This is a genomic window from Burkholderia sp. HI2714 (assembly GCF_002223085.1).
Lineage (GTDB): Bacteria > Pseudomonadota > Gammaproteobacteria > Burkholderiales > Burkholderiaceae > Burkholderia > Burkholderia lata_D.
This window is the reverse complement of sequence record NZ_NKFM01000073.1, coordinates 16,040-29,108: the sequence shown is the minus strand read 5'-3', so window position 1 is coordinate 29,108 and position 13,069 is coordinate 16,040. Positions and strand designations below refer to the sequence as shown.

The window sequence follows — 13,069 nt, the reverse complement described above, 5'->3', positions numbered from 1 at the left end:
GTGCGCAACGGGCTTCAACCTGCGCTGGTTGCTGCGCGCGATTGCCCGACTGGGCATCGGGCCAGTCTTCTTGCGCTTGCTTCGGTGCGTCAAAAGTGCGGCTTTCGCGCATTATTACCTCACCATAGCCCGGCAATTACGAGTTGACGTACCCTTGCGCTCGCCATTTCGATGGGCGGTGGCGTTGACGTGCGCGATTCAACTCGCGACGAGCTCGCGCTGCGCGCAGCTCGAAGCAGGCGCATGAATTTCGCATGTCCGACTAAGTGGCCTGGGCGGGCGTTTGCAGCGTCGTAATCCATGAGTTACAATTCGCAGATGACGAAACTGATCATTACGCCCGAATTTGACACTTGGCTGTCTCGCGTGCGAGACCGCAAGGCGGCGACGGCGATCGCGGGTCGGCTCAACCGGGCACGGTTAGGCAATCTTGGACACTGGCGTGCGGTTGGCGACGGCGTCTCGGAAATGAAGATCGACGTGGGTAAAGGCTACCGTGTCTATTTCACGCAGCGTGGCGACGTGCTGGTGATCATTTTGTGCGGTGGCGACAAGTCCACGCAGGCCGCGGACATCAAGCGCGCCAAGGCCATCACGAAAGAGTTGGAGATTTGACATGAAAGTTAGCGAGTTGATGGAGTTCGACGCGTCGAAGTACCTGAAGGATGAAACCGACTACCGTCTGTACCTCGCACAAGCGTTCGAAGGCGGAGATCCGGTCGAGATTCAGGCGGCACTTGGCGACGTTGCCAAGGCACGTGGCATGACGGCACTTGCACGCGAGTCGGGCATCGCGCGTGAAGCGCTGTATCGCGCGCTCTCCAACAAGGGGAATGCCGAATTCGCGACGATCATGAAGGTGATTGGGGCGATGGGTCTGCATCTCACGCTGGCAAAGGCCGAAACAACGCTGAAAGCGACGGCCAAGGCCAAAACCGCGATGAAATCCGTAGTGGCGAAGAAAGCACGGCCGGTCGCGAAGCGAGCGAGCGGCACAACCGCCAAGGGCCGCACTCGAGCCAGCAGCGCCGCGCACGCCTGACGTGCAGTGAACTAGACTAAATCTGGCTTTGTTCAGCAGGGTCCTTGCGCGGCGACCGTGGGTCCGGTAGAAAGAGCCCCATGATCTATCCGACCGGCGAACTTTCATGCCTTACAAGGCGAGACTAAAGACTGGAGAAGCTCGCAAACGGCCGAAGCCGAACTACGCGGTAACCAACGCGCACGAGTACAACGAGAGCCTGAAGCGGCGCGGACAGCTCAGCCTGTACTGCCCCGACGGCGATCTGAAGGCGCTGTTCATCAACGAGGCCCCCTACCAGCATGGCGTGTCGGGCCAGTCCCAGACGTACAGCGATGCGTACCTCGAACTGATCTTCATGTTCTACCGGCTGTTCGGCTGGGGTATGCGGCAGATCGCCGGCCATATGCAGGAATTCTGGGCGCTGCGCGGACTCGACATCGCCGTGCCGAGTTTCGGGTTGCTCAGCGAGCGGTTTCGCACGCTCGAGGTTCAGGTCAAACAGCGCTGCCAGCGAATGGCATCGGCAAAAGTACGGCCGCGATGCGAGCCGGACGCCGTGGCGCAAGATGCATCTGTCGATCGATCCGCAGATGAATGTCCACCAGATCGCGATCACCGAGGATCACGTCTGCGACGAGGCGGGCCTGGATGCCGTGCTGGCGGTCGACGCGAACGTCGACTGCGTGATCGCCGATGGGGCGTATTACAGCCTTGCGCAGACCGAGGCGTGGTCAGCCTGCGGCGTGCTGCCCGTTGTAGAGCGTCAACTACCTTGGCCGGTCAAACGACAACTATCTTGGCCGGTCGGCTGGGGTAATTGTCGCGAGTCAGGTCGTCATAGTTGTCGCTCCTTGCGGTTCAGTTTCGGGTAATTGACGCCGCCGCGCGTGTTTGTTGTCGCAGCAGTGCGAGGGCGTGATCATCGCCAACCTGCTGAACCTGTGGAATTCGTTCGGTAGGCCCGTTTGCTTCAAAAATGCATAGTTGCGTCTGCAACCAACTGGGCGACTACCCTGCTGAACAAAGCCTTGTCGAGCAGGCTTTTCGGAACGACGCCGGGCAACTGCTCGAGCATCAGCGCGCGGATCGCGTCGAGTACGCGTGTGCTGTCTCGTCGCCGCAATCGGTGACGTCAATCGACCTTCGCTTCTGCTGACCTCGCTCGTCCGCATGCCGAAAAAATTGACAATACCATTGCGGAAAATGGAAATGTAATGGTATTGTAATGCCGGCATTGCTCTCGAAATTTTGTACGCGACTTATTCCGATCAGCACTTTGAGCGGTTTGCACTTTGTGCCGATACGTGCGCGGGCGAATCGGGCATTAAATATTCGTTATCCTAAGCAGCCAGGTATTTCCGGAGAGATCCATGTCGAACAGTTTGCAGAAATGGGTGGGGCGTAACCGTCCGCCGCGTGTTCAGATCACCTATGACGTCGAAGTTGGCGGCGCAGTCGAGAAGCGTGAGCTTCCGCTTGTGGTCGGTCTGCTGGCGGACCTTTCGGGGCATCCGGCCACGCCGTTGCCCAAGCTCAAGGAGCGCCGTCTGGTCGATATTGACCGTGATAACTTCGACGAAATCATGGGAAAAATCGGCCCGCGCCTCGATCTCTCCGTACCCGATGCGATGAAGGGTGAGGGAAATATCAAGGTCGAGCTGAAGTTCGAAAAGTTCGGGGATTTCCACCCTGAAAGCATCGTGAACCAGGTGCCGCGTCTCGCCAAGCTGCTCGAAGCGCGCCAGCAACTGCGCGATCTGCTAGCAAAACTCGACGGCAACGACGAACTCGATTCGATACTCGAGCGGATCGTGCAGAGCAGTGAGGAGCTTAAGAAAGTTCAAAGTCAAGCCCAGGCCGGCAACGCACCCGCCGCCGCGGCTATGGGCAGTGCTCCGGTTGAATAAGCCGCGGCTGGCATACGGGCGAGGCCCAAACCGCCCAGTTGTGGGTGCAACGAACTTCCAAAGGTAATTCACATGGAAAGCAATGCTGTAGCCGGCGAAGCCCGGAACCTCGAAGCCTCGTTAGGCGCCGAGATGAGCCTGCTCGAGCGCATCGTTCACGAAGGCAACATGGCCGTCGAGCCGTCGCAAAGCGGCTACGCGAAGAAACTGATCGGCCAGCTCGCGTCGCAGATTCTCGACGAAGGCATGCGCACAAGCCCGGACAAGAGCGTCGTCGCAATGATCAACGAGCGCGTCGCCGAGATCGACAAGTTGCTCTCGGATCAGCTCAATGCGATCATGCACGATCAGGAGTTCCAGGCGCTCGAAGCGTCATGGACGGGTCTGCACGACATGGTGTACGGCACGGAAACGGGCCCGCGCCTGAAGCTGCGCCTCTTGAACGTGACGAAGAAAGACTTGCTAAAGGATCTCGAAACCGCGGTCGATCACGACATGAGCGCACTCTTCAAGAAAGTCTACGAAGAGGAATACGGAACGTTCGGTGGCCACCCGTTTTCGATGCTGATCGGCGACTACTCGTTCGGTCGTCATCCGCAGGACATCGCGCTGCTGGAGCGTATGTCGAAGGTGGCCGCAGCGGCGCACGCCCCATTTATAGCTGCAGCCGCGCCGAGCCTGTTCGACCTGAAATCGTTCACGGACCTTGGCGTGACGCGTGATCTCTCGAAAACGTTTGAGAGCGCCGAGCTCGCCGGCTGGCGTGGTTTCCGCGACTCGGAAGATTCGCGTTATGTCTCGCTTGTGCTGCCCTCGTACGCAGCACGCCTCCCGTATGGCGCGAAGACGAAGCCTGTTGAGAATTTCAACTTCGAAGAAGACGTCGACGGCTCCGATCACAGCAAGTACTTATGGGCCAATTCTGCCTACCAGCTTGGCCTGCGCATTACCGATGCGTTCGCGAAGTACAGCTGGGCGACCTCCATCCGCGGCGTGGAAGGCGGCGGCAAGGTGGAGAGCATGGTCGCGCACGCGTACAAGACTGACGAGGGCGATGTCGTCCTCAAGTGCCCAACCGAAGTGACGATCACCGACCGTCGCGAAAAAGAGCTGAATGATCTTGGCTTTATTTCGCTCGTGAACTCGAAGGGATCGAACTTCGCGACTTTCTTCGGTAGCCAGACGACCAATCGTCCGAAGCTTTACAACAAGGACGCCGCCAACGCCAACTCGCAGCTTTCGGCGCGTCTGCCGTACGTGCTCGCGGCCTCACGCTTCGCGCACTACATTAAGGTGATCATGCGCGACAAAGTGGGAAGTTTCCAGTCGCGCGGCGACATTGAGGCGTATCTGAATAACTGGATTGCGGACTACGTGTTGATCAATCCGTCGGCCTCGCATGAACAGAAGGCGCGCTTCCCGCTTGGCGAGGCACGCGTGGACGTGACGGAGGTGCAGGGCAAGCCGGGAGCGTATCGCGCGACCTGCTTCCTGAAGCCGCACTTCCAGATGGAAGAACTGACGGCGTCGATTCGTCTCGTCGCGGAACTGCCAGCAGCAGCTGCTTGACGATCGTGCGTGCGGCGCTAACCGCAAGCGTAAGCTGAACTTACACTCACTGTTAAGAGGCAGTCATGGATATCGTTCTCCTGCAATTAAAGAGCATCAAGGGCAATTCGGTGCTGGAAGGCGCGGCCGACCACATCGTCTTGCATTCGTATTCGCATGGCGTGCAAATGCAAATGAACAACGATGTGGGTCGCACCGAACGCACGCTCGGCCGTCCTAATTTTAGCGAATTCAGCGTCACCAAGGTAACTGACCAGTCCACGCCGGCGCTCTATGAGGCGTGTGCTAGTGGCGATCCGCTTGGCGATGCCAAGATCTCGATTGGGCGTAACGAAAAAGGCAAATTCATGCCGCTGATCGTGTATACGCTCAGCGACGCCATGATCTCGGCGATTAGTACCTCCGGTGCTGGCGAACCGAACGATAGCATGTCGATTCACTTCACGAAGTTGGCGACCGTGTACACGCAGCAGAATGTCGACTCGACGAAGAAGGGTACCGCCTCGTTTGGCTGGGATCTGGCCAAGAACAATGCGATTGCGGCGCCGGCTGCCTGATGCTCAAATGCGCGCCTCCGTCGGAGTCTGGAGCTTCCCGGTCAGTGACGCCTGGAGTTTTTGCGTGATGCCAGCAATCGTAAGCAGTTCACCGATGCCATTGTTCGATCGCCTCGCCGCCAGCGGCGAGGCGCAGCTCCCCGGCGCAGATGCGCTGCGGGCGTCGATCGCACGCGAACTCACGCGACTGCTCAATGCGCGCTCTCGTTTGACGTTCGAAGAATTTTACGAATGCGACTTGAGTGTGATCGATTACGGCGTGCCAGACTTTTCGGATCGGTCACTGCATTCGGGACCTGACCGTGATGCGATAGCCGCAGCCATCTGGCGTGCGATTTCTCTGTTCGAGCCGCGCCTCGTCAATGTCGATGTTGCGTTCGCTTTGCCCGCTGCCCACACGCAGCGGGCAATCCTGACTATTAGTGCTCAAATGCGTGCTGGCCAAAGCATCACGCACGTGGCGTTCGAGCTTGCCGCCAACAGCCATACGCTCGTCGCGGCGTGAGACAACGCTTGAGCTGATATGCCGAACGACGACATCCTTCAATACTACAAACGCGAGCTTTCGTACCTGCGTCTGCAAGGTGCGGAGTTTGCACGTCGCTATCCGAAAATCGCCTCGCGTCTCGCGCTGCACGGCACCGAGTCGCTCGACCCGCATACGGAGCGTCTTGTCGAGGCGGTCGCGTTTCTCGCGGCGCGCGTGCATCGCGATCTCGACCAAGAGTTTCCGCAGGTCGCTTCAGCGTTGCTCGAAAACGTGTGTCCGACTCTCGTGCAGCCCGTACCGTCGATGACCGTAGCGCAGTTCGAACTCGACCGGACCCATGGCAAGGTGACGGCCGGCTTTGCCGTGCCGCGTCACGCGGGCTTGCAGGTGCGCACGGAAACGGGCGACGCGTGCCGCTTTCGCACGGCGTGGGAGACGGTGCTTTGGCCTCTCGGCATCAGCCACGCCTCGTTTGGCGAGGACGCCACGCTGCGCCTCACGCTGGAATGTGCAGACGGCGTCGACTTTGCCGAGCTGGAAATCAAGCAGTTGCGCCTGCACCTCCACGGCGACTGGATGGTGACGATGCCGCTCTACGAGCTGCTAGTGTCGGGCGTGGCGGACATCTCGGTGCGTCCGGAGGATGCGCGCGCGCCAACGTTGCTGCCCGTGCGCGCGTGGCGCGAAGTGGGCTACGGCGCAGCGGACGACGTGCTGCCGCGCCCGCGCAACGCGCAGCCCGCATACGCGCTGATGCAGGAATACTTTGCGTTTCCGCGCAAGTTTCATTTTTTCGATTTGCACCATCTCGAAGGGCGTCTCGGCAAGGGCCGCCGTTGCGAGATCGTGCTGCACCTGAACCGCACGCCGCGCGGTCTCGGCATGCTGCACGCGGGGCATTTCCAGCTCGGCTGCGTGCCGGTCATAAATCTGTTCTCGCAGACGAGCGAGCCGATCGTCGTCGATCATTGTCACTACGAGTACCGGCTGGCCGCGGACCAGCGGCGCGAGTCGATCACTGAGATCCACTCGATCGACTCCGTCGTGGCCTCGCATCCGACACTGGGGGCCGAGGCGGAGGTGCCGTGCTTTTCAGCCATCGATCACGTCGATGCCGAGGGTGACACCGTGTTCTGGTCCGCCCGACGCCAGCGCAGTCTGCGAGAGAACGTCCAGGGAACCGACATGTTCCTGAGCTTCGTCGATTCAGCCAACATGTTTGCCGATCCCGGTGCACCCGTGATCTACGCGAACGTGCTGTGCACGAACAGCCGGCTCGCTGAGCAGGTGCCGGTGGGTGCGCGCATGCTGGTCGAGAAGGTCTCGCAGAACGTGCGCGTGCGCTGCCTCTACGAACCGACCGCTCAGCGAAGCCCGGCGCTTGGCAGCGAAACGCTGTGGCGCTTGATCTCGATGCTGACGCTCAATTATCACTCGCTCGTGAGCGGTGCGACGGGCTGTGCGCAGTTGCAGGAGATGTTGCGCCTCTTCGTTTCCGACAGTACTCGCGAGCAGGACCAGATTCGCGGCATCCGCAGTGTGGAGGCGCGCAGTGCGACCGCGCATGTCGGCGGCGACGCGTGGCGTGGCTATTGCCGTGGCACCGAGGTGGCAGTCGAGTTCGATCCCGAAACCTTCGTGGGCGGCTCGCCGCTGCTGCTGGGCGCCGTGCTCGCGCGCTTCTTCGCGATGTACACGTCAGTCAATTCCTTTGTGCGGCTCGTAGTGCGCCGTGGAGACGAGATATGGAAGCAATGGGAGCCGATGACAGGCTGCCAGCAGCTGCTCTGATCGACCGTCTTAAGGCCAATCCGCAGCGCTTTGATCTGTTTCAGGCGATCAGTCTGCTTGACCGGGCAGTGCCGTGGGCGCGTTCGCTCGGGCGCAGCAACGGGCTGGGCGAGGCCGTGCGCCTCACCGGTCACGTCTCGCTCGCGTTCGAGCCGAGCGACGTCCACAGTGTGCGAGAGCATACGGAAGCGCGACAAGGCGGCCTGCACGCTGTCGGCAGTGTGTCGTACGCGCCGCGCGTCACCTGGACATTGTCCACGCCTGTGCTTACGCTCGCAGGCGCGAACGGCCCACTGCCGATGGCGTACACCGAACTCGTGCTGGAGCGCCGGGCGCAGCACGACACGGCGACGGCGGACCTGCTCGACGTCTTCAATCACCGTTTTCTTTCGTTCTTGTATCGTAGCCGCAAGAAGTACTCGCCGGGGCTGAACTGGCGTTCGCCGCACGCGAGCGCGATTGCGGTCTCACTCGACGCGCTCAGCAATCTGGGCCTGCGCGATGGCCCGCGCGGCGCGTGGGAAGCGCAGTTGTGGCTGCGCCACGCGGGGCTGCTGAGCGCCGCGCCCCGCTCGATGGCGGGCCTCATTGCATTGCTTGCCGACCGGCTCGGGCTCGAAGTGCGCGGCGCGCAATTCGTCGGCGGCTGGCGCGAGGTTGAAAGCTCCGATTCGCTGCGCCTCGCGCGAGCGGGTTCGGGCTCGGCGCGGTTCCCCGGTGTGGCCGTGCTCGGGCGGCGCACGTGGGACCAGGCGAGCGGCATCTGCCTCGAATTTCCGGGCCTGACGAAGGCGCGCTTCGAAGCGCTATTGCCCGACGGCGCCGATCACGCACTCGCCGCATGGCTCATCCGCGCGTATCTGCAGCAGGATTTCGACGTTCAGTTTGTGCTGCGCCTCGCGCCGCAAGCCACCGCCTGCGAAGCCGGTGGCCCGCGCGCGTCCCGCCTCGGCTGGACGACGTGGCTGGGCTGCTCGCGTCAAACCATTCACGCACCGGCACCGGTGCGCCTCGCGATGAGCGAGGCCGCCGTGCCCGCGCCGAAGCATCACTAAGGACCGCGCATGGATATCGATATTCGCACGTTGTTGAGCCGCCTCAATCCGGAATGCAAGCGCGCAATGGAACACGCCGCGCAGCTGTGCGTGCGACAGACGCACTACAACGTCGACGTCGAGCACCTGCTGTTTACGCTGCTCGAATCCGACGCGCCGGACGTGAAGGCGATTCTTGCTCATTTCGCCATCGAGCCCGAAACGCTCACCTCGCAGCTGCAGAAGGCCGTTGACGGGTTCAAGCGCGGCAACAGCCGCACGCCGGCGCTTTCGCCGACCTTCTCGACGCTCTTCCAGGAAGCGTGGCTGCTCAGCTCAATGCTGCTTGGCGAGCAGCAGATCCGTTCGGGCACGCTCGTGCTCGCGCTGCTCGAAGTCGACAGTCTGCGCGGCATGCTGCTCGAATCGGCGCCCGCGCTGCTCAACTTTCCGCGCGCGGCCCTGCGCGAACGGCTTGCGGTGATTCTTACTGGCTCGTCGGAAGATGCGGGCGGCTCGCAAAGTCCCGATCACGGCCCCGATGCAGTGCAGCCTGCTGCGGTGCCAGTGTCCACGTCGTTCGCCGCGACAGGGGCGGGTGAGATGCCGAGCAGGGCGGGCGGCTCTGTTGGCGCGAACGGTCGCAAGTCGGCGCTGGAGCAATTCACCGTCGACATGACCGGCCTCGCGCGCGGGGGCAAGATCGATCCGATTCGCGGACGCGACGCTGAAATCCGCCAGCTCATCGACGTGCTGCTGCGCCGCCGCCAGAACAACCCGATCCTCACAGGCGAAGCAGGCGTGGGCAAGACGGCTGTGGTCGAGGGCTTCGCGCAGCGCATCGTGCAGGGAGACGTGCCGCCCGCGCTCGTCAACGTGTCGGTGCGTTCGCTAGACCTGGCGCTCCTCCAGGCAGGTGCGGGCGTGAGAGGCGAGTTCGAGAACCGGCTCAAGTCGGTGATTGCAGAGGTAAAGGCATCGCCGATGCCGGTGATCCTTTTCATCGACGAGGCACACCAATTGATCGGCGCGGGCGGCAGCGAAGGCCAAGGCGATGCGGCCAATCTGCTTAAGCCGGCGCTCGCGCGCGGCGAGATGCGCACGATCGCCGCGACCACGTGGGCCGAGTACAAGAAATACGTGGAGCGCGACCCGGCGCTCGCGCGGCGCTTCCAGGTGGTCAAGGTCGAGGAGCCGAGCGAGGCTGTCGCCATTGACATGCTGCGCGGCATGGTGCAGAAGCTCGAAGAGCATCACGGCGTGGAAATCCTCGACGACGCCGTGTGTGACGCCGTGAAGTTATCGCATCGCTATATCTCCGGCCGCCAGATGCCGGACAAGGCGATCAGCGTGCTTGACACCGCGTGCGCGCGCGTTGCGATCGGACAGAGCGGTACGCCGGAAGAAGTCGAGGCGCTTGGCCGCACGATCGACGCAGCGGAGCACCAGCTTCGCATCCTGCACCACGAGTCTGCCACTGGCGCCGACCGCGCTGACGCCGTCACTGCGGTGACGAGGCAGCTCGGCGAAGCGCGCGCGCAGCGCTCGCGTTTGACCGACAAGCTCGGCACCGAAAAGCGCGCGGTGGAGGAGATCCTGGCGTGGCGCAAGAAGATCCGCAGCTATCTTGCAGACCCCGGAACCACGGCTGACGGTGAGGATGTCGAATCGCTTGCGATAAACCTCGCACGACTCGAAAAAGGCCTTGAAGCCGTGCAGAACGATGAACCGATGGTGCCCGTGTGCGTGGACTCGGAAACGGTGGCCAAGGTCATCTCGGGCTGGACTGGCATTCCCGTTGGCCGCATGCTTGCCGACGAGCTGCACACCGTTCTCAATCTCCAGGACAAGCTCGCCGAGCGAGTGGTGGGCCAGGACGAGGCGCTCGACGCGATCGCGCGCCGCGTGTGCACGTTCCGCGCCGGTCTCGACGATCCGGGCAAGCCGGTTGGCGTGTTCCTGCTCATCGGGCCGAGCGGCGTGGGCAAGACCGAGACGGCGTGTGCACTCGCGGACATGCTGTATGGCGGCGAGCGCAACATGATCACCGTTAACATGTCGGAATTCCAGGAAGCTCACAGCGTGTCCGGGCTTAAGGGCGCGCCACCGGGTTACGTCGGCTACGGGCGCGGCGGCGTGCTCACCGAGGCAGTGCGTCGCCGTCCGTATAGCGTTGTGCTGCTCGACGAAATGGAGAAGGCGCATCCGGATGTACTGGAGTTGTTCTTCCAGGTGTTCGACAAGGGCGTGATAGAAGACGGCGAAGGTGTACCGATCGACTTCAAGAATACACTGATCCTGCTCACGTCGAACGCCGCCCAGGACATCATCACTGAGGCATCCAGCGGCGGCCGCCGCCCCCCACCTGAGGAGCTCATCGAGAAGCTACGCCCGGCGCTGCTGCGGCAGTTCAGCCCGGCATTTCTTGGCCGACTCGTGCTTGTGCCTTACTACCATCTCGGCGACGCGCAGATCAATGCGATCGTGAACCTGAAATTCGAACGGCTCGCACAGCGCTTCGAGCGTAACCATCACGCGGACCTCACGTGGGACGAGGACGTGGCCGCGCTGATCGCGCAACGGTGCAAGGAAGTGGACAGCGGCGCGCGCAACGTGGACCACATCCTCACGCAGTCGGTGCTTCCGGAGCTTGCGCGCCAGGTCCTCGAGCGCATTTCGATATCCGAACCGTTTTGCGGAGTGCATCTCGCGCTGACTCTGGCCGGCGCGATCGAGTTCCGTTTCCTCTCCAACGAGGAGGCGTAAGCGCATGTCGACTCCCGGCCAGGCGAATTGGTTCGCATCGGTCTCGACGCCGTTCGGCGAAGACGTGCTGTTGCTCGACGGTTTTGGGGGCCGTGAAGCAATCTCAGAGCTATTTCGCTTCGATCTGCGTATGCGTTCGACTAATAAGGCGCTCGATCCCGATGAGATCGTCGGGAAAAGCGTGACGGTGACGCTTAAGGACCAGACTGGCATCGCAAGGCATTTCAACGGCATGGTCACACGTTTCGCGCACGCGGGCGCCGACGTGAAGTACGGGTTCTATTCGGCGGAACTTGCGCCGCGCCTGTGGCTGCTCACGCTCGGGCAGGACCGCGTGATCTGGCAGAACCAGTCGGCGCTCAAAATCATCAAAAGCGTGTTGGGTAGCTTCGGCGTGACCTTCGAGGATCGCACGAAGAGCAGGAGTGCCTATGGGACGCGCGAGTACTGCGTCCAGTACGACGAGAGCGCATTTCAATTCATCTCGCGGCTAATGGAAGAGGAAGGTATTTTCTATTTCTTCACGTTCGCGGACGGCGCGCACACGATGGTGCTCGCCGACGAACCTTCGGCCCACGACGCAACCCCTGCCGGTGAGCTATATTTCGCACCCCGTGCGGATTCTGCCTGCGATGCAAAGCATCTCGAATCGTTTGCAATGGCGCGGGGCGTCGTAGCTGGCGAGCACATCGTCAGCGACTACGACTACACGTCGCCGGCAACGATGACGTCCTCGGCGAAAGGCTCCTCGAGCGTGCCGACCGGCACGCGCTACACCTTCCCCGGCCGGGTCGCGACTGCCGGGCAGGCGACCCATCTATCCACCGTGCAACTCGAGGCACACAACGTCACGCGACAGACCGGGCATGGCGGCAGCTGGTACTACGGTCTTGCCGCCGGCACTACGTTCACGCTGAGCGGGCATCCGGACAGCTCGCTCAACATGAGCTATGTCACGCGCGTCGTGCGGCATACGGCTTCAAACATGGCTTACAGAAACGAATTCGACGTATTTCCTGTCACTGTGCCATTTCGTGCGCCGCTCGTGACCCCCCGGCCGCTTGTGGCGGGCACGCACACCGCGAAAGTGGTCGGCTCAACCGACGAGGAAATGTGGACCGACGCGCAAGGCCGTATCAAGCTCAAGTTCCACTGGGACCGCACATCAGGGGCCGACCAGAACAGCTCCTGTTGGGTCCGCGTCGCGCAGTCGGTGGCGGGGCCGGGCTGGGGGCACCTGTTCCTTCCGCGCGTTGGGCAGGAAGTCGTCGTGAGCTATGTGGACGGCGATCCCGACCGGCCGCTCGTCACCGGTTGCGTCTACAACGGCGAGAACGCGACGCCCATTTCGCTGCCATCGATGCAGACGCAGAGCGTGATGCGCTCGCGCTCGTCGAAGAAAGGCAGGGCAGGAAACGAGATTCGCATGGAGGACAAGATCCATTCTGAAGAGCTGTACTTCCACGCACAGAAGGACATGACAGTCGAGATCGAGGACGCACTTTCGACGACCGTGAAGTCGGGCGCGGAGACGCACGTTGTGAAAAAGGGCGACCGCCGCATCGAAGTAAGCGAGGGCAAGGAGATGCATATCGTCAAGGGGACGCGCGCGCTCGACGTGACCGGCGACGAAACGCACACCAATCACGCGAAGTTTACGCATAGCGTGACGGGCGATTACGTGCATGCCGTCGACGGCCATTACACGCTGAAGGTGGGCGGCAATCTGGTGATCGACGTGACGGGCTCGGTGAGCATCAAGGCTGGCACTTCGTTCGCGAGCGAAGCCGGCACCACGCACGCGATCAAGGCCACGACTTCGCTCAGCACTGAAGGCATGACGATTTCGCACAAAGCCTCTGCTCAGCAAACGGTTGACGGCGGCGGCCAGCTCGCGCTCAAGGGCGGCATCGTCCAGCTCAATTGAGGAA

Annotated in this window: 11 protein-coding genes and 2 pseudogenes; all 13 read left to right on the top strand. The window is 61.9% G+C overall.

Annotation, left to right across the window (positions count from 1 at the left end; all coding sequences use genetic code 11):
• Positions 1 to 247: hypothetical protein (locus CFB82_RS43780; protein WP_218829092.1), on the top strand; the 247-nt coding region annotated here is incomplete at its 5' end.
• 71 nt (positions 248 to 318) lie between these two features.
• Positions 319 to 615, top strand: a complete 297-nt coding sequence (locus tag CFB82_RS39895) for a type II toxin-antitoxin system RelE/ParE family toxin (RefSeq protein ID WP_179255521.1) — start codon at positions 319 to 321, stop codon at positions 613 to 615.
• A 1-nt stretch (position 616) separates the two neighbouring features.
• Positions 617 to 940, top strand: a pseudogene (locus CFB82_RS39890) (addiction module antidote protein); the annotation flags it as partial.
• Between the two features lie 208 nt (positions 941 to 1,148).
• Positions 1,149 to 1,475 (top strand): annotated as a pseudogene (locus CFB82_RS44655) (transposase); the annotation flags it as partial.
• 115 nt (positions 1,476 to 1,590) lie between these two features.
• The gene (locus CFB82_RS44325) at positions 1,591 to 1,896 is read left to right on the top strand and encodes a hypothetical protein (protein ID WP_179255519.1); all 306 of its coding nucleotides are present in this window, start codon (positions 1,591 to 1,593) and stop codon (positions 1,894 to 1,896) included.
• Between the two features lie 498 nt (positions 1,897 to 2,394).
• Positions 2,395 to 2,931 (top strand): type VI secretion system contractile sheath small subunit, encoded by a 537-nt coding sequence (gene tssB, locus CFB82_RS39875; RefSeq protein ID WP_089487730.1) that lies wholly within the window; start codon positions 2,395 to 2,397, stop codon positions 2,929 to 2,931.
• A gap of 72 nt (positions 2,932 to 3,003) precedes the next feature.
• The gene (gene tssC, locus CFB82_RS39870; RefSeq protein WP_089487729.1) at positions 3,004 to 4,500 is read left to right on the top strand and encodes a type VI secretion system contractile sheath large subunit; all 1,497 of its coding nucleotides are present in this window, start codon (positions 3,004 to 3,006) and stop codon (positions 4,498 to 4,500) included.
• Between the two features lie 65 nt (positions 4,501 to 4,565).
• Positions 4,566 to 5,057, top strand: a complete 492-nt coding sequence (locus CFB82_RS39865; protein WP_089487728.1) for an Hcp family type VI secretion system effector — start codon at positions 4,566 to 4,568, stop codon at positions 5,055 to 5,057.
• A 67-nt stretch (positions 5,058 to 5,124) separates the two neighbouring features.
• Positions 5,125 to 5,562, top strand: coding sequence for a type VI secretion system baseplate subunit TssE (gene tssE, locus CFB82_RS39860; RefSeq protein WP_089487734.1), 438 nt, complete (start codon positions 5,125 to 5,127; stop codon positions 5,560 to 5,562).
• 18 nt (positions 5,563 to 5,580) lie between these two features.
• Entirely contained in the window at positions 5,581 to 7,338 is a 1,758-nt protein-coding gene (gene tssF / locus CFB82_RS39855; RefSeq protein ID WP_089487727.1) for a type VI secretion system baseplate subunit TssF, read from the top strand.
• Positions 7,293 to 8,393, top strand: coding sequence for a type VI secretion system baseplate subunit TssG (gene tssG, locus CFB82_RS39850; protein WP_089487726.1), 1,101 nt, complete (start codon positions 7,293 to 7,295; stop codon positions 8,391 to 8,393). Before tssF ends, tssG begins: the two co-directional genes overlap by 46 nt.
• A 9-nt stretch (positions 8,394 to 8,402) precedes the next feature.
• Positions 8,403 to 11,138 (top strand): type VI secretion system ATPase TssH, encoded by a 2,736-nt coding sequence (gene tssH / locus CFB82_RS39845; protein WP_089487725.1) that lies wholly within the window; start codon positions 8,403 to 8,405, stop codon positions 11,136 to 11,138.
• Positions 11,139 to 11,142: 4 nt separating this feature from the next.
• Positions 11,143 to 13,065 (top strand): type VI secretion system tip protein TssI/VgrG, encoded by a 1,923-nt coding sequence (tssI, locus tag CFB82_RS39840; protein WP_089487724.1) that lies wholly within the window; start codon positions 11,143 to 11,145, stop codon positions 13,063 to 13,065.
• Positions 13,066 to 13,069 lie beyond the last annotated feature (4 nt).